At 54.1% G+C, this 21479-nt stretch carries 19 protein-coding genes; 2 read left to right on the forward strand and 17 right to left on the reverse strand.

Annotation, left to right across the window (positions count from 1 at the left end):
- Positions 1-21: 21 nt before the first annotated feature.
- From ACTOVJ_RS07020 to ACTOVJ_RS07040, 5 genes are all read right to left on the reverse strand, one after another.
- A complete protein-coding gene (locus tag ACTOVJ_RS07020) occupies positions 22-525 on the reverse strand; it encodes a 2-C-methyl-D-erythritol 2,4-cyclodiphosphate synthase (RefSeq protein WP_449504374.1) in 504 nt (167 codons plus the stop codon).
- Positions 515-1297: a 2-C-methyl-D-erythritol 4-phosphate cytidylyltransferase gene (gene ispD, locus ACTOVJ_RS07025; protein ID WP_449501975.1), complete on the reverse strand. Its 783-nt coding sequence runs from the start codon at positions 1295-1297 to the stop codon at positions 515-517. Before ispD ends, ACTOVJ_RS07020 begins: the two co-directional genes overlap by 11 nt.
- Positions 1298-1435: 138 nt before the next feature.
- The gene (locus ACTOVJ_RS07030; protein ID WP_449501976.1) at positions 1436-1969 is read right to left on the reverse strand and encodes a CarD family transcriptional regulator; all 534 of its coding nucleotides are present in this window, start codon (positions 1967-1969) and stop codon (positions 1436-1438) included.
- Positions 1970-2049: 80 nt separating this feature from the next.
- Complete coding sequence (locus tag ACTOVJ_RS07035) at positions 2050-2754, reverse strand: response regulator (RefSeq protein ID WP_449504373.1); 705 nt, start codon at positions 2752-2754, stop codon at positions 2050-2052.
- Between the two features lie 5 nt (positions 2755-2759).
- A complete protein-coding gene (locus ACTOVJ_RS07040) occupies positions 2760-3959 on the reverse strand; it encodes a sensor histidine kinase (RefSeq protein WP_449504372.1) in 1200 nt (399 codons plus the stop codon).
- 178 nt (positions 3960-4137) lie between these two features.
- Between ACTOVJ_RS07040 and phoU the strand changes: the two genes are divergently transcribed.
- Positions 4138-4785: a phosphate signaling complex protein PhoU gene (gene phoU / locus ACTOVJ_RS07045; RefSeq protein WP_449501979.1), complete on the forward strand. Its 648-nt coding sequence runs from the start codon at positions 4138-4140 to the stop codon at positions 4783-4785.
- 92 nt (positions 4786-4877) lie between these two features.
- Here the strand turns inward: phoU and ACTOVJ_RS07050 are convergent, their stop codons facing one another.
- The 11 genes from ACTOVJ_RS07050 to spxB all read right to left on the reverse strand — a co-directional run bounded on the left by ACTOVJ_RS07050 (position 4878) and on the right by spxB (position 19612).
- The gene (locus ACTOVJ_RS07050; RefSeq protein WP_449501980.1) at positions 4878-5618 is read right to left on the reverse strand and encodes a phosphoglyceromutase; all 741 of its coding nucleotides are present in this window, start codon (positions 5616-5618) and stop codon (positions 4878-4880) included.
- Between the two features lie 90 nt (positions 5619-5708).
- Positions 5709-6461 carry an FMN-binding negative transcriptional regulator gene (locus ACTOVJ_RS07055; protein WP_449504371.1) on the reverse strand — a complete coding sequence of 251 codons (753 nt, stop codon included), beginning with the start codon at positions 6459-6461 and terminating at the stop codon, positions 5709-5711.
- Positions 6462-6736: 275 nt separating this feature from the next.
- Positions 6737-9541, reverse strand: a complete 2805-nt coding sequence (gene adhE / locus ACTOVJ_RS07060) for a bifunctional acetaldehyde-CoA/alcohol dehydrogenase (protein WP_449503393.1) — start codon at positions 9539-9541, stop codon at positions 6737-6739.
- Positions 9542-9855: 314 nt separating this feature from the next.
- Positions 9856-10461, reverse strand: a complete 606-nt coding sequence (locus ACTOVJ_RS07065) for a TetR/AcrR family transcriptional regulator (protein ID WP_449501983.1) — start codon at positions 10459-10461, stop codon at positions 9856-9858.
- 111 nt (positions 10462-10572) lie between these two features.
- Entirely contained in the window at positions 10573-11907 is a 1335-nt protein-coding gene (locus ACTOVJ_RS07070) for an MFS transporter (RefSeq protein ID WP_449501984.1), read from the reverse strand.
- 53 nt (positions 11908-11960) lie between these two features.
- Positions 11961-12965, reverse strand: coding sequence for a DMT family transporter (locus tag ACTOVJ_RS07075; RefSeq protein WP_449501985.1), 1005 nt, complete (start codon positions 12963-12965; stop codon positions 11961-11963).
- A gap of 76 nt (positions 12966-13041) precedes the next feature.
- Positions 13042-14169 (reverse strand): serine/threonine protein kinase, encoded by a 1128-nt coding sequence (locus ACTOVJ_RS07080; protein ID WP_449501986.1) that lies wholly within the window; start codon positions 14167-14169, stop codon positions 13042-13044.
- Between the two features lie 132 nt (positions 14170-14301).
- Positions 14302-15204, reverse strand: coding sequence for a carbamate kinase (gene arcC, locus ACTOVJ_RS07085; RefSeq protein WP_449504370.1), 903 nt, complete (start codon positions 15202-15204; stop codon positions 14302-14304).
- Positions 15205-15206: 2 nt separating this feature from the next.
- Positions 15207-16205 carry an ornithine carbamoyltransferase gene (gene argF, locus ACTOVJ_RS07090; protein ID WP_449503391.1) on the reverse strand — a complete coding sequence of 333 codons (999 nt, stop codon included), beginning with the start codon at positions 16203-16205 and terminating at the stop codon, positions 15207-15209.
- A gap of 37 nt (positions 16206-16242) precedes the next feature.
- Entirely contained in the window at positions 16243-17466 is a 1224-nt protein-coding gene (locus ACTOVJ_RS07095; RefSeq protein WP_449501989.1) for an arginine deiminase, read from the reverse strand.
- Between the two features lie 346 nt (positions 17467-17812).
- A complete protein-coding gene (gene spxB, locus ACTOVJ_RS07100) occupies positions 17813-19612 on the reverse strand; it encodes a pyruvate oxidase (RefSeq protein WP_449501990.1) in 1800 nt (599 codons plus the stop codon).
- A 276-nt stretch (positions 19613-19888) separates the two neighbouring features.
- On the opposite strand from spxB, the gene ACTOVJ_RS07105 reads away from it, so the two are divergent.
- Positions 19889-20404: an O-acetyl-ADP-ribose deacetylase gene (locus ACTOVJ_RS07105; RefSeq protein WP_449504369.1), complete on the forward strand. Its 516-nt coding sequence runs from the start codon at positions 19889-19891 to the stop codon at positions 20402-20404.
- Between the two features lie 101 nt (positions 20405-20505).
- Here ACTOVJ_RS07105 and ACTOVJ_RS07110 read toward each other — a convergent pair whose 3' ends face one another.
- On the reverse strand, positions 20506-21432 hold the full coding sequence (locus ACTOVJ_RS07110; protein WP_449504664.1) for a helix-turn-helix transcriptional regulator: 927 nt from the start codon (positions 21430-21432) through the stop codon (positions 20506-20508).
- Between the last annotated feature and the right edge of the window lie 47 nt (positions 21433-21479).

Below are 21479 nucleotides of genomic sequence, written 5' to 3' on the forward strand. Positions count from 1 at the left end.
GATAAAGACAACCGCGGTTCACTAGCATATTGGGGATGCCTTGTACACCAGAGCAGATGCGACCGCAGCAAGCCCCTCACCACGCCCGGGGAACCCGAGATGATCTGTTGTCGTCGCTGCTACTGTACAGGGCGCACCGAGCACCAATGTCATTGCCTCTTCCGCTTCTTTCTTACGTGGCGAAAAGCGCGGCTTCGGGCCAATGATCTGCACAGATGCATTAATAATGTCCCACCCAGCTGCTCGCACTAGTCGAGCAGCTTCACCAAGTAAGCGTGCCCCAGATGCCCCCACAAATTCCGGACGATCAACTCCAAACACGCTCCCAAGTTCTCCCACCCCTGAAGCAATTAATATCGCGTCAGCGACCGCGTGAGCTGCGACGTCAGCGTCGGAATGTCCTTCCAAACCCGTCACTCCTGGCCACTGCAGACACGCCAGCCACATCGGCCGATCCGCATCAGTGCTGAATTGATGGATATCGGTGGCAACTGCAGTTCTCAGATTTCGTGGATCATACATCATTATCCTTTTTCCGACGCTGACAGAGGAACTCAGCGACCGCTAGATCGAAGGGAGTGGTAATTTTGAGTGCTTCGGAAGAACCGGACACTGCCCACACTCGCTTCCCTAGAAGCTCAACAAGCGCAGCATCATCAGGGGCTGCGCTGAGCTCAGAGACGCTGAGCTTTTCCCCTTCGACATGAGCACGTTTGACCAGCTCAGTGACGAATCCTTGCGGTGTTTGTACAGCGCGCAACTCGGCGCGGTCCACAGTCTCCCCCAACGGTTGTGCGTACAGGGGCGTGTTGTCGTCCGCGACGACGACGGCGCGTTTGATTGTGTCAGTCACCGCCATCACGGGAACCACAGCCTCGGCTCCCGCCTGGACAGCCTCAACCACACGTGCAATGACCGACGGCGGAGTGAGGCAACGCGCAGCATCATGAATAAGAACCACCGGCGCATCGACCTCCGCGAGTCCGCGAGCCACAGATTCTTGGCGGGTACGGCCACCAACCACACATGTGACACGAACAGGATCAGTGCCAATTTCAGTGCCGTCTACCTTGCTATCATCGCTGCTACCGGGGGAGAACTGCGCAAGCGCTCGTGCGAAATCTTCTTCGTACCCTTCGGGGATTGTCACCACAATCTGCCTCACGCCTCCAGCTACCATGCCGCGTACGGCATGAACAATGAGGGGTTCACCGGCGAGTTCAACGAGGGCTTTGGGCACACTCGCGCCCAAACGAGTTCCTGATCCAGCGGCGGTCACCACTGCAACGACACTCATTCTTTCCTCCCAAATTCCACACCAGAAAATTTCGCAACAGAAAAGCTGAGGAGCCATGACCTCGGTACCGTGCACGATCCGAGTATCACAACTCCTCAGCTCTGTCGTAAACGATGGTCGATAACTGACACCGAAAAATTACTCAGCTTCGTCGGCAGAGTCTGCTGAAATTGGGCTGGGAACGTATTCACCAAGTACCTCGTTGAGTAATTCATCAGCGTCGGACTCATCAACGTCACGCGCCAAAGCGATTTCCGACGCCAAAATACCGCGAGCCTGAGTCAACATACGCTTCTCCCCCGCGCTCAAGCCACGGTCAGCATTGCGACGGGTGAGGTCACGGACAACTTCAGCCACTTTGTTGACATCTCCGGAGGTGAGCTTCTCACCATTTGCCTTGAAACGACGCGACCAGTTGCTGGGCTCTTCGACGTCCTCTTCCCGAAGAACTCCGAAAACGTGCTCTAGTTGCTCTTCGTTGGACACGTCACGCACGCCAACATCCTCAATCGAATCGGCAGGAACCTGGATCACCATGTCGTTTTGGAGCACGCGCAGAGTGAGGTACATCCGCTTCTCTCCACGCATGGTCTTTTCCGAAATGTCCTCAATTTCCGCAGCACCATGATGCGGATAGACAACCGTTTCGCCAACCTTGAACTCAACGCTCACAAAAACTCCTCTACTGCCTGCGCGCTTCGGGCTTTCCGTGGGCGCACACAGTCCAACTTGAAGAACATTCTACCAAACGGCTATTTCTCAAGGCGGTCGAAAAGTTTGTAGCCCAGTCCTCGCACCGTCACCAACCGGCGCGGATTCGCCGGATCTGCCTCAATTTTTGCACGGATACGCTTGACGTGAACATCGAGGGTTTTCGGATCTCCGATATAGTCAATCCCCCACAACGCATCAAAGATCTGAGTACGCGTCAGCACGCGGTTGGCATTTTCCATGAGAAGTTTTAAAAGTTCGAACTCACGCAAGGGCATAGCAACCGGTTCTCCGTCCACCCTCACTTCGTGAGCATCAGGGTCTAACTCAACTGTTCCTGCGCGAAGCACTTGTCGTGTCTGCTCAGATACTACTTCGGTGGCTTTCTCGATACGACGTAGTATCGCGCGGATACGCGCCAGTAGCTCCCGATACGAGTACGGTTTGGTGACATAATCGTCGGCACCGAGTTCAAGGCCAACGACACGATCAATCTCCGAATCCTTTGCAGTGAGCATGATGACCGGGACATCCGACTCGTTTCTGATCTTTCGAAACACGTCTTCCCCACTCATTTGCGGCAACATCAGATCGAGCACAATGAGATCCGGCTGAAAACTGCGAAATTCCACCACAGCCTGCGGCCCACTTGCTGCCGTCACCACCTCAAAACCGTCACGGCTGAGGTTAAATTCGAGAGTCTCGCGGTAGGTTGGCTCGTCATCAACCACCAAAATTTTCGTCATATCATTTACCTTTCTGCGCCGACGTCCGCCATGACAGTTTTCTGCGTGACTTCTTCCGGAATCACAAGAGTGAAAGTCGATCCACGGCCAACGTCACTCCACAAACGCACCTCTCCACCGTGTTCAGCCGCCACATGCTTGACAATCGCCAAGCCCACACCGCTTCCCCCGGTGTCGCGCGTGCGCGCCTCATCACCACGGAAGAAACGTTCAAAGATACGCGCGCGGATATCGGGGGCAATTCCGATTCCAGCGTCAACCACAGCAATTTCCACGTTCCCCTCATGCGACGCGACACCGACAGAGACCCGTGAATTTTCGCGCGAATATCGAATGGCGTTGTCAAGAAGATTACGGAGAGCACTGACAAGCATCTGATGGCTGCCGCAGATCGTCAGCCCGCGTTCGCCCCCGCCCACGAGCTCGATACCTCGAGCACTCGCACCGATACGCGCACGATCAAGCGCTTCGGTCACGACCTCATCGATCTCAACTCGTTCCCGCTCCATCGCCACACCCGATGTGACACGCGAGAGTTCCATAATTTGCGATACCAATGCGGACAGACGCTCAGTTTCACGTCCCAAACGACTCGCAAAATGTGCCACAGTGGCTGAATCCGATGCGTTATCCTCGATGGTTTCCGCGAGTAGTCGGATCGCCCCAACCGGAGTTTTGAGTTCGTGGCTGACGTTTGTCACAAAGTCTTCGCGTAGAGCCTGAGCTTGGTGTTCACCAGTGACATCGTGGAAAAGCACTAGTACCGCATCATCTTCTAAGAGCACTAAACGAACAGAAATCTGGCGGATACCGAGCTCTCCGCGCACGGTGAGAGTGCGAGAAAATGAGTCATCGATGACGCCGGAGCGTTTATCTGCCTGTGCGCGCCTGGTGCTTTTGCGCACGTGCGCGACGACGTCGGCTAATTCGCCCCGCAACCTTGAACCGTTCACCAAGCCGGAAGAAACAGCATCGGGAGAGGTATGCAGAACGTCGCCACGGCGGTCAACAATCACTGAGCCCTGGGGCAACGCACGGAGGATCTCGTCGACCCCAATTTTTTCTGCAGCTGCGCGACGCCGACGCTCGTGAATTTCGCGAGAATTTGCTGCACGCAACGCATAGAAAACCACTGCGCCACCAGCAACGACGCCGATCAGTACTCCGAGCATCAAGAAACCCAGATGGGTTATGCCTCCGTTCATGCATCCCAGCCTAACTGAGCGTGCACACAAAATGATGAGTGTTTTCCAACTGTTCACCTAAGGCGCGCACGCAATTTACCCCCACCTGATTTAATACGACTACAGGCGGATGCGGTGGCGCAAGGGGCACCTGTCACGGTGTACCCCGCGCTGCCATCTGAGGAACGAAGGAGAAAATATGCGCGAACAGTTTCGCAATGAAATGCACGAGCTGTACGACACACTGATCGCAGAGACGAAAGGTGCTGCACGCGCAATGCGACTCGCTGCTGAATCGTTTAAGGACGCGAATCTCGCGCTTGCGGAGCAGGTTATCGACGCCGATCAGAAAATCGACTTGCTAGAACGTAACGTTGACGAGATGGCGATTTCACTTCTTGTACGCCAGGCTCCGGTTGCAAAAGATCTGCGCACTGTGGCATCCGCTATGCGACTGAGCTCGACGATCGAGCGTATGGGAGATCTGGCTCGCCACGTCGCCTATGTTGCCCGCGGCCGCTATCCATCGACAGCTGTCCAAGGTCCAGTGTATGAGCTACTCACCGCAATGGCTGACCAAGCCGCGATGGTTGGTGAGAAAGTAGCAAAACTTGTTGAGACGAAGGATATCGGGCTTGCGCACGAAATCCTTGCTGACGACGATGTGCTTGACGACTTGCATCGTAAGTCTTTCGACTACGTGCTTGATCCAAGTCTTGAACTCACTCGCCAAGAAATCGTCGATATTATTCTTCTCGGCCGTTACCTCGAGCGCTACGGCGATCAGGCGGTCAATGTTGCCACGCGTATGCAGTTCCTGATTACTGGAATGGAACCGGAGGCTTAATCTGGCTACCGACCTGAGAGTGTGAAGGAGGCGCAGGGAACTTTCCCTGCGCCTCCTTCACACTGACGTCAGTACTCAGTGCACCGCGAGTCTTACTTGCCCTGGTTTGCCACAGCTTCAATCGCAGCCTTGGCAGCCTCAGGATCGAGGTAGGTGCCACCCTTCGTCACTGGCTCAAGGGTCTCTTCGTCCAGCTCGTAGTAGAGCGGAATACCTGTTGGCACGTTCAGACCAGAGATGGCCTCGTCCGAGATCTTGTCCAGGTGCTTGATGATTGCGCGCAAGGAATTTCCGTGAGCAGCAACCATGACAGTCTTGCCCGTCTTAAGATCCGGCACAATCTCGCCTTCCCAGTAAGGAAGCAGGCGCTCGAGAACATCCTTGAGGCACTCCGAACGTGGGATCGGCTCACCGGCATAGCGCGGATCGGTATCCTGAGAGAACTCCGAACCCAGCTCAATTTCCGGCGGCGGAACATCGTAGGAACGACGCCAGAGCATGAACTGCTCCTCGCCGTATTCGTCACGAATTTCCTTCTTGTTCTTGCCCTGAAGCGCGCCGTAGTGACGCTCGTTCAGACGCCAATCGCGCTTGACCGGAATCCAGTGACGATCAGCCGCATCAAGTGCGAGGTTGGCCGTCATGATCGCGCGGCGAAGGAGTGAAGTGTGAAGAATCTCTGGCAGGACGTCAGCGTCCTTGAGAAGCTTGCCGCCACGGCGAGCCTCTTCCACACCCTTCTCGGAGAGCGGCACATCCACCCAACCCGTGAAGAGATTCTTCGCGTTCCATTCACTTTCACCGTGACGGAGGAGCACAAGTTTATAAGTCATATCAGCTTCCCTATCAGTGGTTGCAGTAGCGGTTGCTACCTTCGCACACAATTGTAGCAACCACTATTGTGCGGATCGGGGCCGGACGGCCTACCTCGCCAGGCGCGAACATCCCGCGGTAATCTCCACCTCAGACGAAAACTTAGGCATCGCACCGTTCGGCGAAATCGGCAATGTCGACGCTCCTGCTGCTCGGGCATTCTCAACGCGACTGTCGCGTTCCTCAGCCCACGGTAGCGCGATCCTCTCCATTAAATCAGCGACGTCGGTAGCGCGAGGATCGCGAGCGCGCAAGTGATCGATTGTGTAGCGCAATGCTTCGGGAGAAAGATTTTGACTGAGTTTGGCTTTGCCGATGACTTCCTTGACCTCGAGTTCAACCCCCACATTTGCACGCAAAGAACGCCTCAGGAGCTGATCGTCAATCTGATCCAGATTCCAACTCGATTCAAAGTGGTCAACAATACGACGCATATGAGCTAACGTGAATTCTTCATTGTCGCGCACAATGAAACGCCCTTTGAGATGGACAGTGACGTAATTTAAGGTCGGCACCGTGGGCATCCGTGCGTCAGGAGATTGTTCAGGAAAGTCTAAAGCCGACACGTGGCATATGGGACCGTGAACAATCACCATCGCATCACCCGTATCTGCCCATTGACGATTGACACGGTTGAAGTGGGCCTGGGCGTAAAGCTTGCCGCCACGCTCTTCAAGCGAAAATGGCAAAATCGTGGCATTAAGCCCGGCGTCTCCAGAGGACACCCATTGGCCAATGGCGATATCTCGCGCAAAATTTAGTGCTGTTTCTCGATCAATCTCATGCTGACGTGCCACATACATGTCGCCAGCATACTCGTGAAAGAGCCAGTCCTAAAGAGGGCGAAACCGCCAATATATATACCGTCAATATATATACGTGGGCGGGGAGGAATTTTTCCTCCCCGCCCACTGCACGCCGACCGGATCAGCAGTGTGATCGGCGTACTGCCTGCGTGGCTTTCACCTTCGCACCCAGCCCATATCATCGATAGGTCAGGGACGAACTGTCAGCTCACGATGAGGTTTGAAACTTTTACTCGATCACTTCCAGCATTTGGGGGCGAGCGAGTAAACCGTCACTTGCCTGATTTCTTCGGCTTGTCTGCACTCTTATTCTTGCCAGCCAGAGCCTCATCCGATGCCTGAGCAGCCTTTTGGTTGACAGGATCAGCCTCTGAACCGGTCAGATCAGCTTGCTTACCTTTGGGCTGCGCGTCTGCCACTGCAGCGTCGGAGATGACCCCGCCACCTGCAGTGAATCCCACCACGCCTTCGTAAGCGTCGTAGATGAGGTCGCGGAGCTCGGAGACGAGCGGAGCCTTCGGGTTTGCCGGGGTGCACTGATCTTCGAGAGCAAGATCGGCCAAAACGTCGATCTTCTCTTCGAGCATCTCGCGAGTCACGCCGTTCTCCTTGAGGCTCATCTTGATACCCAAATCCTGCGCGAGCTTGGTGACTTCCTTGATGAGGTTGTCAACCGATTCTTCGGTAGTCGCGCCACCGAAGCCCATGAAGCGAGCGAACTCTGCGAGATCCTCGTCTGCACGGTAGTGCTCGTACTTGGGGAAGATCGCATGCTTATACGGCTTAGTAGCGTTGTACTTAATCACGTGAGGCAGGAAGATCGCGTTCGTGCGGCCGTGAGCGATATTGAATTCACCGCCAACCTTGTGCGAAAGCGAGTGGACAATTCCGAGGAAGGCGTTTGCGAATGCCATACCAGCCATTGCCGATGCGTTGTGCATCGTCTCCTTGGCGTCCTTATCTCCTTCGAGAACCGACTTGCGCAGGTTCGCAAAAATCATCTGCGCTGCACGCAACGACAGACCGCGAGTGTAATCCGAAGCCATAGTCGACACGTAGGACTCGATCGCGTGGGTCAGTGCGTCCATGCCGGAATCGGCTGCGGTACGCGGCGGCACTGAATCAACGTACTGTGCGTCCACGATTGCCACATCTGGAGTGATCGCATAATCAGCGAAGGGGTACTTCACGTGGTTCTCAGAGTCAGTAATGACCGCGAACGGCGTGCACTCAGAACCGGTACCCGACGTCGTCGGGATTGCCACGAACTGAGCCTTGCGCCCAAGCTTGGGGAAGCGGTAGGTGCGCTTACGGATATCCATGAACTTCTGCTTCATGCCGAAGTAGGAGCTCTCTGGGTGTTCGTAGAACAGCCACATTGCCTTCGCTGCGTCCATTGGCGAGCCGCCACCGAGGGCGATAATGCAGTCAGGCTTGAATTCGTTCATCAGCTGAGCACCGCGGAAGACGGTGTTCGAGGTCGGGTTTGGCTCGACATCCTGGAAGATGTTCCATGCGACGTCGTCACGGCGTTGCTTGAGGTGCGCAATGAGCACGTCCACGTAACCGTTCATGACCATGCCAGGATCGGTGACGATGAAGACGCGGGAAATACCCTGCATCTTCTGGAGATACTGGGTGGAGTAGCGCTCGAAGTAGGTCTTCGGCGGAACCTTGAACCACTGCATGTTGTTGCGCCTTTCCGCGATTCTCTTAACGTTGATGAGGTCTGTTGCCGAGACATTGTGCGACACCGAGTTACGCCCGTAGGAGCCACAGCCGAGCGTCAGCGATGGCACCAGGCCGTTGTAGACGTCACCGATACCGCCAAGAGCCGACGGCGAGTTGACGATGATACGGCACGCTTTCATACGCAGACCGTATGCCTGCTCGATCTCACGGTCTTGGGTGTGGACAACTGCGGTGTGTCCCAGGCCGCCCATCTTGAGCAGCTTCTCAGCGACGTCGAAGCCTTCGACATCGTCCTTGACGGTCGTGAAACCGAGGACTGGGCAGAGCTTCTCGTGTGCGAAAGGCTCGTTATCCGAAACTTCGTCGAGTTCAACGAGGAGAATCTTCGTACGCTCAGGTAAGTCGAGGCCAGCTTCCTTCGCGATACGGCCAGCGCTCATGCCGACGACGCCGGGGGCAATGGTGCCGTTGTCGCGAACCATGAATGCTGTGAGCTTCTTTTTCTCATCAGGAGTGACAATATGGCATCCCATTGCCACGAACTCGTCCATGAGAGCGTCCTTGATTTCCTCATCGATAACGAGGCACTGCTCGGAAGCACAGATCATACCGTTGTCGAACGTCTTGGAAATGATGAGATCGTTGACGGTGCGACGGATCTTGGCGGTCTTGTGTACGTAAACCGGAGCGTTACCCGGACCAACACCGAGAGCCGGTTTTCCGGTGGAGTATGCCGACTGAACCATTCCAGCACCGCCGGTTGCGAGAGTCAGTGCAATGGTCGGGTGGTTGAGGAGGCTCTTGGTGGCATCAAGAGATGGCTGCTCAATCCACTGAATGCAGTTCTCCGGCGCGCCAGCCTTGACGGCGGCATCGAGCATGACCTGCGCTGCCGCCGTCGAGCACTGCTGTGCTGAGGGGTGGAACGCGAAGATGATTGGGTTGCGAGTCATGATGGAGATGATGCACTTAAACATCGTCGTCGATGTCGGGTTGGTCACCGGAGTAACGCCCGCAATCACACCGATCGGCTCTGCAATCTCAGTGATGCCCTTCTGCTTATCTTCCTTGATGACACCAACTGTGCGGTTGTACTTAATCGAGTTCCAGATGTACTCGGTAGAGTAGAGGTTCTTTACGGCCTTGTCTTCGTAGAGACCACGGCCGGTCTCATCAATGGCCTTACGGGCAAGTTTCTGGTGCTGATCGGTTCCGGCGAGTGCCATCGCATGCACGATCTTATTGATTCGCTCCTGATCGTAGGAGTCGAACTCTTCAAGAGCCACGCGCGCCTTCTTGGCGAGCTCATCAATCATGGCGGTGATGTCGGACTGCTGATCCTTCACAGCTCCTGAGGTCGTCTTTGCCTTTTCCGTTGGAGTCATGATTCTCTTCCTTTTCTGAGCAACTGAGGTTTTCTCGGCAACTTGACGCCGCCCTCGTTGTCTTGCCCCTTAACTTTATCGGGGTGAGACAAACAAAAGCGAGAACGAAGAAGATGGCACAATAGAGCCGATTGCATTATTGCTGAAAACAATTTCAGCGAATTTATGCGATTATCTCCCCTACCTCCCAAAGTCCTACATGGGATGGATTTTCGCTTGAGATTTCAGGAGTTATTGGGGTTTTGGTCCCGGAAAAGGGACGGGAGGCCTAGATCAGTGTTGTTCGTGCGAGAAAAGACCTCTTCATTTTCCTGCTACAACACCGCCTCACAGCCCAAAAGCCTGAAAAATTCGACGAGGAGTGCGCGCGCGTTCTCTCGCACTTCACGCCCCTCCGACAATGCCGACACTGCAGCGCCGTCGACAATAGCGATGATAAGTTCGGCTGGAGCTTTAACACCCAAATGTGACAGAACTCGTTCTACTGCCATATTCAAGCGGGATCTGCCTGTGCGATAGGCTCGCGCGATCGGTGCAGAACTTCCCGCATCCATGAGCTGGGCGTAGTGTCCTGAGAGCGCATTTCCTTCAGGCAAAGTGGCTGCTAAAACATAGTTGGTGCGCTGTTCAGCATCGATTTTTCCACTGAGCGATTCCACCGTTTCGGCGATGCGCTCAGCACGCGTAGCCCACCGAGAAATATTGGTCTTGCCTGCTTGATATAAAAGATCTTCGAGTCCAGAAAAATAATACGTTGTTGCCGAAAGTGAGCATTTCGCACGAGCTGCTACACTTCTGTGGGTCACCGACGAGGGACCGTTCTCATAGATCAAATCGGCTGCGGCTTCAATAATTCGGAGCCTGCGCATCTGACCTCGAGAAGTCGATCCTTGCATTACCTCGCTTGTCGCGTGAGCCATCACGATTCTCCCCAGTATTCAAAATGTGCGACTTGATTTTAGCAACCCTGCCCATTGGATTTTGCCCAAACCACTATTTTGCAATGCTACGTTGATACAGGGAAGTGTCGATCATTCAATATCGGCCAACTCTTCACCAGCGTTATCCCTGGCAAAGAGCATCGCCACAAGCGCAGCCACTGCGATCACTGCGAGATAGATTGCAGGGGCAAGGCGCGTATGCGTTACCGATATTAGCCACGTTGCAACAAATGGCGCGGTTCCTCCAAGGAGGGCATTGGCAGCATTAAACGCCAGAGCAAAACCGGAATAACGCACCTCTGTCGGGAAAGATTCGGCGAGGAAGGTCGCCAGTGGACCGTCATTCAGTGTCAGACATATAGCAAAAATAAGCTCACAGAGAATGATCGCCCACAAACCTGCCTGTCCCATCCACCAGAACACCGGAACCGAGCCGATAATGAAAGCCACTGACGCGAAAATGAGCATCCGACGTCGTCCGATCATGTCGGAAAAATGGCCCATAATACCGATCGCGGCGATATAAACCGTGAGCGTCAGAGACGAAATTCCGGTTGCTGTCGCTTCTGGAACACCGAGGGCTTCGTGGAGATAAGTTGGCATGTAGCTAAGTAGCATGTAAAACGCCACAGCGTTCAAAGACGAAACCCCGAAAGCAACAACGAGGGGAAAACGGTGGTGCTTGAGAAGATCGCGCAACGGGTACTTGTTCTTTTTCATATTGGGGCTGGCCGCCATCTCCTGGAAGACAGGAGAATCCTCCAAGTGAACACGAATGAAACGGCCAACAAACCCCAATGGCAAAGCAAGCAAGAACGGAACACGCCACCCCCACGAATGCATCTGAGCAGGGTCGAGGACGTTGTGCAACACCGTCACCGACAGCGAGCCAGCAAGCAAGCCAGCCGCCGTCGACGCCGGGACAAGCGCCGTATACATGCCACGACGATCTCGCGGGGAAAATTCTGCTAAGAACGTCGCCGCTCCCGCATATTCGCCCGAAGCAGAGAATCCCTGGATCATGCGCAGAACCAGGAGCAAGAGCGGAGCAGCAATCCCGATTTTTTCGTATCCAGGTAAGAGACCAACCAAGAAGGTTGAGCCGGACATAATGAGGATAGACCACGACAGTGCCCATCGACGGCCAAATCTGTCTCCCCACGCACCCCATAGAACTGCACCAACAGGTCGCAAGATAAAAGACATCGCGAAGATCGCGAACGTTGACATGAGGCGTACGGGTTCGTTTGATTCAGGGAAGAACACGGCGCCAATGACAATGGCGAGGTACCCGTATGATGCGTAATCGAACCATTCGATGAAGTTGCCGATGAAACTTGCGCCAGCGGCCCGGTGCAGAGTCTTTTTGAACTCCGGTGAATCAACGGAATTTTCTCCCCGAATAATTGCGTGGGACATTTCCATCACTATCCTTTACAGGTACCTCGCCATTGCGACCAGTTCTTCACAGTGGCATATCACTGATCCACAAGTGCATTGTCAGTGCTGGGATCTTCGTTGAAGAAGACCGGGGCAAATCCTCCGATAATGATCAGCAAGCCACCCATACCACTAATCCAGCCGATCGACTCGTGGAAGATCAGGACACCGCAGACAATCGCAACGACGCACTCCCAGTAAGAAATCGTTGACATTTCCACTGCCGGCAAGTTCCGACCAGCGACAACCAGCCAACCGAGCGCAAACAAGCCACAGACGAGGAAAAGGCCGATTGCCCACCCCCAATTCGAGGCAGAGAAAGTAGACACGCCGTGCCATGGCTGAAGCACCAGCGACATTGCCAGCGCAGCAACTGCAGCCCAGACAAAATTCCATGTGCCGCGAACAACCGAATCCATATCCTTGCGGTAACCATAGAAGAAGAGGGCAAGCCCATAGAAAACCCCCGAGAGCAAACCCAAAAGGTCACCCAGTGGTTTCTTCGGGTATTCAGCACTAACCGCAGACAGATCGAGTCCGAAAGTCAACCCGTTATCCCACCCGATTACTCCGATCGTTAACAACATGCCAATGAAGACGAGGGAGAGAAAAAACCAGGCAAGAGCCGACACTCGCTCTTTACGGATCACGCGAGCCAAAATCGTACAAAAGAGTGGCCCAGTGTAGATCAAGAACACCGCGTTGGCGATAGATGTCAGCAAGGTGGACGAAATATAGCAACCGAGCGAAAGACCGATTGACACGCCGCCAAGAATCACGGCGGGGGTAATTTTGGCAGAAACAACATCGCGAATTTTGCGTGTTAAAAGCGCAATGATGACGAACCCGATCACTCCGAACGTCATTCGTCCGAATGCAAGGAAAGATCCGATAACTGCTTTGTCATCGGGATTGAGCCCGGCTGTTGCACCACGCGAAAAGGTCCCAACAAGACCCATACCAGTGGCAGACAACACCATTGCAGTCACGCCCAACGACTTATTCATTGCGTAATTTGTTGGATTAGAAGTGTTGTTGGACATCATTGCCCCTTTCCCTGAAAATAAATTTGGGAAAGGTGGGAGTTGCACGGTGTGTGCAACTCCCACCTTATATGCCCTAGACCAGGGTTGGATCTTCGACCTGGTTCGGGAAGTAATCCTCACAGCCACCCTCGCGGTAGACGTCAGCGGTTGCGCAGTGGAGCGCGCCGCCGAACGGATAAGCATCGCGGAACGGCACCGGAATGACGTTCATTCCGAGCTTGTCCATCTGCTCCATCTGGTGGACCTCGGAAGCCTCGCAGATCACGGTCTTGTGATCAAGAACCAGGCAGTTCATGGACAGCCACACGGAGGAGTAGCACAGCGGCGGCGGCGTGGTGTGCGCCGGCTGAGCTGCGTCGACGATCTCCCAATCATTTGCTTCGAAGATCTTGCGCTGCTCTTCAGGCAGACGACGCTGTGGGTTGTTGATGATCAAACCCGGGCGCAATGGCACGAACGTGGCATCGATGTGGATCGGGTAGGGATCACCCGGGAAGTTCACTGCGTGAACTCGCAAATCCGGGTAGTAGCGCTTGAACCACTCCATTGCTGTACGGTTCGTAGTCAAACCGTGCTGAATAAAGAGGTCCTTGCCTAGGCGGAGCACGTCAGCAGCATCCCACATTGGCTCAACTTCAGTGGTGACGAAGTCCTTGTTCGCGGTGCGCACCAGACGCTCCTCAAGCGAGATCTTCTCATCGTAGTAATTGTGCTTGTAGGAAGCATCGGTCAGACGCGGACGCGGAGCCTGAGTCCACTTGAATTCTGGATCTTCGTCAAAGTACTGCTTCATCAGCGGCCAGTATGCGAGGTATTCGAAGTAGCGGCAGCGGAACGAGTTCGCCGACGCCATGATCTCGTTACCGATGGTGAGAAGAATGTCGCGCGGCGGCATACATGTCATCATCGAATCATTCTGGAAATCCGGGGTCTTGATGTGCTGATTCCATTGGAGAGGAGTCGGACGGTCAACTTTGACTCCGTGCTCTTCGAGCGTTTTCGCGAGGAAGTCCAGTTGCGCTGCAGCCTTCTCGACGGTTTCGAGCGGACGCGGCCCCCACATTCCACGCATCTCGGAATCAACAGGCACCTTCTCAGATGTTGCAGGCTCCTCGGGCGGGATCATCGAATTTTCTGCACGGCCAACAATGACGTGCTTGAGCGGATCAAAATCATTCCACGAGTTCACAATTTTCGTCATCGTATTCACTCCTTTGTGATGTTTGTTTTTGTTGTTGTATTGGTACGCTGCTCTGTTGAGCAGGAAACGAGAGGTGGCCGATGGTCGCCTCAGGCGATGAGAAACCCTGGGTGAGGATTTCGTTGTGCGCGGTTATGCAACCACGCGAGTTCCAGCGTTGCCCAACAAGTTATCGATTGCGTCTTCCAGACGCCCGATCACTGCAGTTCCGCCGGTAGCTTCAACAAACTGGGATGCGGCATCAACCTTCGGTCCCATCGAGCCTGCGGGAAGACCCATCGTGCGTAAAAGTTCTGGCGTCGCTTCCCTCAAGGCGCGTGCCTGCGGTGTTCCGTAGTTTTCGTACACACCGTCGACGTCGGTGAGGATCATGAGCACATCGGCGCTGAGCGATTGTGCAAGGACAGCCGCCGTGCGATCCTTGTCGATCACAGCTTCCACACCACTGATGCGTCCGCCCTCGTCGACGACGGGGATTCCACCTCCGCCGGCACACACCACCACTGCGCCGTCGTTGACAAGCCGACGAATCGTGGCTGTCTCGACAACCTGCACCGGGAGTGGCGAGCCAACGACTCGACGGTAGTATTCGCCGTCGGGCTTGACTGTCCACCCACGTTCTTCTGCCAATGCCAGCGCTTCGTCCTTCGAGTACACCTCACCAATGAACTTCGTGGGGTTCGCGAAAGCCGGATCATCGGCGTCGACAAGTGTCTGGTTGATCAGCGCTGCCACCTCTCGACCTGGCAATTCGTTTTGTAACGCCTGCAAGAGCCAGTAACCGATCATGCCCTGGGTTTCCGCGCCTAAGGTATCGAAGGGATAGGGTTGCGATAGGCTTTCGTCCTTCGCGCTTTCAAGTGCGAGGACACCAACCTGAGGGCCGTTGCCGTGAGTGACGATAAGATCGTGTTCTTTAGCAAGATTGGCTAGTTGTTTGGCAGCGTGCCGAACATGCTCGATCTGGGTGGAGGCGTCGGGCGTATCACCACGCCTGAGCAGAGCATTTCCTCCAAGAGCGACAACAATTCGCATCCTCAGCTCCCTAACGTTGCGACCATGACGGCCTTGATCGTGTGCATACGATTCTCGGCCTGATCGAACACAATCGATGCTGGTGACTCAAAGACGTCGTTGGTCACTTCGAGACCATCGAGGCCAGTGCGCTGGAAGATGTCTTCGCCCACTGTGGTGTTGCGGTCATGGAAGGACGGCAAGCAGTGGAGGAACTTCGCCTGCGAACCTGCCTTCTCCATGAGCTCTGCATTGACTTGGTAATCGCGCAGAAGTGCGATGCGCTCATCCCAGACCTCCTTTGGTTCACCCATTGAGACCCAAATATCGGTGTAGATGAAGTCGACGCCCTTCACGCCTTCAGCGACGTCGTCGGTGATGAGGACCTTGCCACCTTCGGCTTGAGCAAGTTTCTGTGCCATTTCGACGATTTCAGGGGCATTCTGTAGCTCCTTCGGAGCCACCATGCGCACATCCATGCCCATCATTGCACAGGAAACCAGAAGTGAATTCCCCACGTTGTTTCGGGCGTCACCGACGTATGCCATCGAGATTTCGGAAATATCCTTGCCCGATGCTTCGATCATCGTCAGTTGATCAGCAAGCATCTGGGTTGGATGCCACTCGTCGGTCAAACCGTTCCAGACTGGAACTCCGGAAAGTTCAGCGAGCATCTCCACGTGTTCTTGCTTCTTGCCTCGGAACTCGATGCCGTCAAACATACGCCCCAGAACTCGAGCCGTATCAGCCACGGATTCCTTGTGTCCCATCTGCGATCCTGATGGGTCGAGATAAGTGACTTGAGCACCTTGATCGTATGCGGCGACTTCAAACGAGCAACGGGTACGAGTGGAGGTCTTTTCAAAGATCAGCGCGATGTTCTTGCCAACAAGGTGCTTCTCTTCTTTTCCAGCCTTCTTATCAGCTTTGAGCTTTGCGGAGAGTTCGAGCAATTTTCGCCATTCGGCGGGGGTGAAGTCAATTTCCTTGAGGAAGTGGCGTCCTGTAAATGTGTTATCCATCATCATGCCTTTCGTGTATTGAGGGGTAGAGGTTGATTCAGATGTCTTCGCGAACAATTGGGCAGCTCATGCAACGTGGGCCTCCTCGCCCACGTCCGAGTTCGTTACCCGCAATGGCCACAACTTCCAGGCCGTTTTCTACAAGGAAGTCATTTGTCGGAGTATTGCGTTCATAGGTGACGACCACGCCGGGAGCGATTGCCAGGACATTCGAGCCGTCATTCCACTGTTCACGCTCAGACGTGAGGGCATCGAACGGTGGCTCAAGGACACGAATCGACTCAAGTCCGAGAGCCTGGGCAATCACATCGTGCATCTGGGAGGGGTCGTGAACGGTGACGTCAAGTTCTTTCGGTGTTCTACCTGGGCGAATCACCTGCGACCGGAGCATTCCCAATCCGGGGTACTTCACGAATGTCTCTGGATCGGCCATGCTCATCACCGTATCGAGGTGCATCTGTGCTCGACTCTTGGGCATTTCGAGGGCAACCACTCGCTCAACTTGGCCCGAAGCGAAAAGCCGTGCAGCTAAACGTTCGACACCCTGTGGGCAGGTGCGTTCGCTCATTCCAATGAGAACCGACTTATTGCCAATGATGTGGACGTCTCCGCCTTCAACAGTGGCATCACCAGCTTCAAGACCATTGGAGTGAATGTAAGGTCCGTATTCGGTGAAGCGTGGGTGGTAACGGTAGATCACTTCAGCGTTGATGGTTTCCCGACGACGAGCCGACATCCGCATTGCGTTGATCGATACGCCATCGTAGATCCAACACGAAGTATCGCGAGTGAAGAGATGATTCGGCAGGGGCGCAAGGACGAAATCGTCGTCGTCGATCGCCTCCATCGATACCGATGTGGTCTTCGGAATGCGTTCAAAAAGCTCTCGCTTGGTTATTCCACCAATCAGAAGAGCAGCAAGATCATCTGATGGAAGTTGCTCACAGTAGTTAGCGACAGCGTCGACTGCTCCAAAACCGATCGATTCCTCCGTGAAAATTCGTTGGAGAGCTGAGGCTCGGGCTTCAGGGATATCGAGTGTCTGAGAGAGGAGCTCTTGAAAGTAGAGAACTTCGATGCCTCGATCAGTGAGTTCTTTGGCGAATACATCGTGTTCTTCGCGGGCTTTTTCAAGCCAGAGAATGTCGTCAAACAAGAGCTTGTCTTTATTTGACGGGGTGAGACGGAGCATCTCCGTTCCTGGCCGGTGAAGCATCACTTGCTTCAGCGGGGCGGTTTCAGAAGCTACATGAGGTTTCATGACTCCCCCTTGAGTAATAGTGGTCGCTCCTTTGAGATTCCCACACGTCTTTGCGTTGGTACAAACGTACCAAATAAAAAATATGCGGCATCCACAAATTCCGAATTCTCAGGAAAAATTCATGTAGAACAGATGTACCAACCTGCAAAATTTACAGTTGCTCAAACCGTAAGTTTACTGGAGTTTATATGTGATACACCTCATCCTTACTACACTGTGTCAGGAAAAATTTTTCTCACTAATGGGACTTTCTACCTAAAAGCGTGTGGCGCGGCTAGTTTCCCTAGCCGCGCCACACCTATCGCGCAAACGGATCTGGCTGCGTATTACCATCGCAGCCCACCGGTCAGATATCGGAAACTGACTTCTCCAATTTCTTTCCGCCATTAGCATCGCCCGCCTCAAGATCGTCAAGAATCTGAGCGATCGGCGTCAGATCTTCAGCGTCGTATTCCCGAAGGAAAGCAGCAACGTCATAGTTGCCGCGAGCAAAACGCTCGACAGGGAGAAGTCGGTCATTCGTGATCTTCACATCGATCACTACCGGCTCCTTCGTCCCCTTGACTTCGCTGATCACCTGTTCAAACTCGGCACCAGTGTGAACCGTATACCCCTTCACCCCGAAGCCTTCAGCAACTTTGGCGAAATCAATATCCGACAGGCCAACTCCCGAATGAGGCTGATTGGTGTCATCCTGCTCAGCCTCAATGAATCCCAGCGATTTGTTCGTGAAGACCACGTTAATCACAGGTGCATGTTCGTCGCGCTGAGCAACGAGATCTTGGCTCATCATTGCAAATGCGCCATCGCCCGAAAGAGTCCAAATCTCACGATCAGGGAACGCTTTCGCGGCAGCAAGACCAGCCGGAACACCGTAGCCCATCGTTGCGTACAACGGCGACGTCGTGAACGTCCGCTCCTTACCCATATTCAAGAAACGAGCCGTAGCGATATTGACATTGCCAACGTCGACACCAAAGACGGCATTATCAGCTGCGTGTTCATTGATAACCTTGTAGATCGGCTCAAATCGCGCCGGAGACTCATCCACACGTTCGGCATTCTTGGCAATCCAGGCATCCCATTGTGCACGGTTGCGAACCATTGCGTCATACCAGAGCTGATGGGCGCTCGTGAGATCCTCACCCTGTTCCTGACGTTTCTTTACCTCGGCAAGAAGCTGACGTAGGAACGTTGGCGCATCAGCAAGCACACCCAAATACGCGGGATGGCGATCTCCCAGCACTGACGGACGCAGGTTGACATCAATAAATGTCGCTTGCGGATTGAAGGCAGGGAACTCGAAGTTCGTGCCAATAAAGAGAACTTCTTCAGCAAAGCGTGCGCCTTCAACGCCAGGTTTGGTCGAGACGCGTCCAGTGGAAAGCATCCACGCCTTCTCATCCCCTTCAAGAATTGGCTTGGCCAAGTACGTCGAACCGAGCGGAACCTGAAGCAGATCGGAAAGCTCGCGCAACTCGTCGGCAGCGCCCTTCGCGCCTTGCCCAAAGTAGATGTACGGACGCTTGCCGTGAATCAGAAGATCAGCCGCCTTTCTCACGTCTTCTTCACGAGCGGAACGATCCCAGTGAGCATCCGAGAACACGCCAGCTGACGGAATATAGGTGTCTTCAATCTCCATCCATGCCAAATCCTTCGGGATGACGACGACGGCGACGCCCTTCTTCTCGTATGCTGTCGAAATCGCTTTATCGATCACCATCGGAAGTTGAGCGGCCGTCATAACCGTGCGGTTATAGACTGACACATCAGCAAACATCGGATTTTCAGGCATTTCTTGGAAGAAATCCTTGTTCATATTGAATGTCGGAACCTGACCAATAATCGCCAGGAGCGGGATATTGTCAATTTTGGCATCGTAAAGCCCATTGAGGAGATGCACAGCGCCGGGCCCAGCCGATCCAAGGGTGACACCGATTCGTCCAGTTAGTTTCGCTTCCGCCACTGCCGCGAGCGCACCAGCTTCTTCGTGACGAACCCCAACATAATGAATACGGTCACGGAAATTGTAGATAGCATTCATCGTGGAGTCGAGAGAGCCGCCCGGCAGGCCGTAAATATTCTTCACACCATAGGCTTCGAGTACTTTCATCATTGCATCGCCAGCAGCAATTGTCGTTGCCATGAGTCATCCTTCCCTTAAACCCGCGCAATTGCGGAGATCCATCCTCGAGCAGACTGTGCCACTCCCTTTATGGTTGAATAATAAACTATATAAATCTCAATTTCTACCCTGTATTCCAGCCCACCTCAACCAACCCTCCCCATCACACATCCGGCAGAATCATGCGAACCAACGTCCTTATCGGAAATATGAGTGAGCCGCATGTCATAGTGATTCGTGACATTTTCGCTTCACGAGGACTTACCTCTACCTTGACCCCCACCTAGGGTTAGGACTATGGAGATCGAAATCCGACGCACTGATATCACGACGATCCATGCAGACGCCATCGTGAACGCGGCAAACTCCACGCTCCTCGGGGGCGGCGGAGTCGACGGCGCAATTCATCGAGCCGGTGGCCCCGCAATCAGCGCCGCATGTCAGCAAGTCCGCGCAACCACCCTCCCCGGCGGTTTGCCCGCAGGCCAGGCAGTGGCGACCACTGCAGGAAAGCTCCCTGCAACGTGGGTAATCCACACCGTCGGGCCTGTCTATTCACGTCAGGAAGACCGCAGCGAAACACTTGCTTCATGCTATCGGGAGTCTCTGCGCATCGCTGAAAGCCTGGAGGCTCGCACCATTGCCTTTCCACTGATAAGTGCAGGCGTGTACGGCTGGCCCGTCAACGAAGCAGCCGACATCGCTATCGACACTGTGCGTAGATATCCAGGCGATTTCCACGTCATCTTCGCAGCCTTCTCCACCGACGTCGACACTGCACTCACTCGTGCGCTCGCGTCAGTTGCGGCGTAGGGCGGAAATCCACTCCACAGCCTTTCCCTTCAAACAGCCAACTTCCACTCCCCGACGGTGACACAGCCACGTGCATCGGGGCTAGACACCGTGCATCGGGGCTAGACACCGTGCCAGAATTCTCTGACAAGCGCATCACGATCAGGCTGCGATGTCTTTTTCAAAATATTATGAACGTGAACCTTCACCGTTGACGGGGAAATAAAAAGTTGCGAGGCAATGGCCGAATACGTTTTGGCTCGCACGATTTCAGTAAGGATCTCCGATTCACGTTCAGAAAGGGAGAAACGTTGAGCGAAAGCTCGAACACCTGACTCGAGGAATTTTTCACGAGCAGGAGTCGGCTGCTCTGGTGTGTGCTCATAAAACAATGCCAAACGCCGCACAGCAGCCCGCACAAACCAAAACCCGATTCCTAAAATCAGTGCATTTTCGACAAAATTCCTCTCCGGCATAAAGGCCGGAGCACCCGCATCTTTCAGCGCCGGACGAATATAGAGGAAGTAAATATTCCACACCAACGTCCCCAGACTGCCTGCCAACATGCCGAGTGCCAAGGGCAAATGCGTGAGAAGGCGTCTACGCTCCAGACGGTCAACTGTTCGGATAAACACCCATGCCCCAAACACTACGAGAGCGAGAATCATAAGTGAACGCATCGTAAAAAAGGCGAATTCCCGATCGCGCGGGTTGCTCATACCGAAATAGGTCACCGCTGACCCAACAACAAAAACACCGACAGCGATCTTTGCTGGGCGCATTGACACCTCAACGAATCGACATGCCATCGCCCACAGACAACCAAAAACTCCCGCACCCAAGAAAACAGATTCGAGCGGAGAGGTAATCGTGAACATCGTCTGCACAGAACAGTTCGGTTGAGCGTAGGCGGTGCGAAACACCAGCCCAACGTCAAAAAAGTAAAACATGAATGCTGCGGCAGCAAGCGCAAACATTTTCCGACGTGTCACAACAAATGCCGAAAACGATACAGCTGAAATAAACAGCGAGCAAACAAAGACAATCATCGTATAAAAGAACAGGAACAACGCTGATCCTCCTTGACCGCTGAGCA

It is taken from the genome of Arcanobacterium sp. (ex Cirak et al. 2026), from assembly GCF_053585065.1.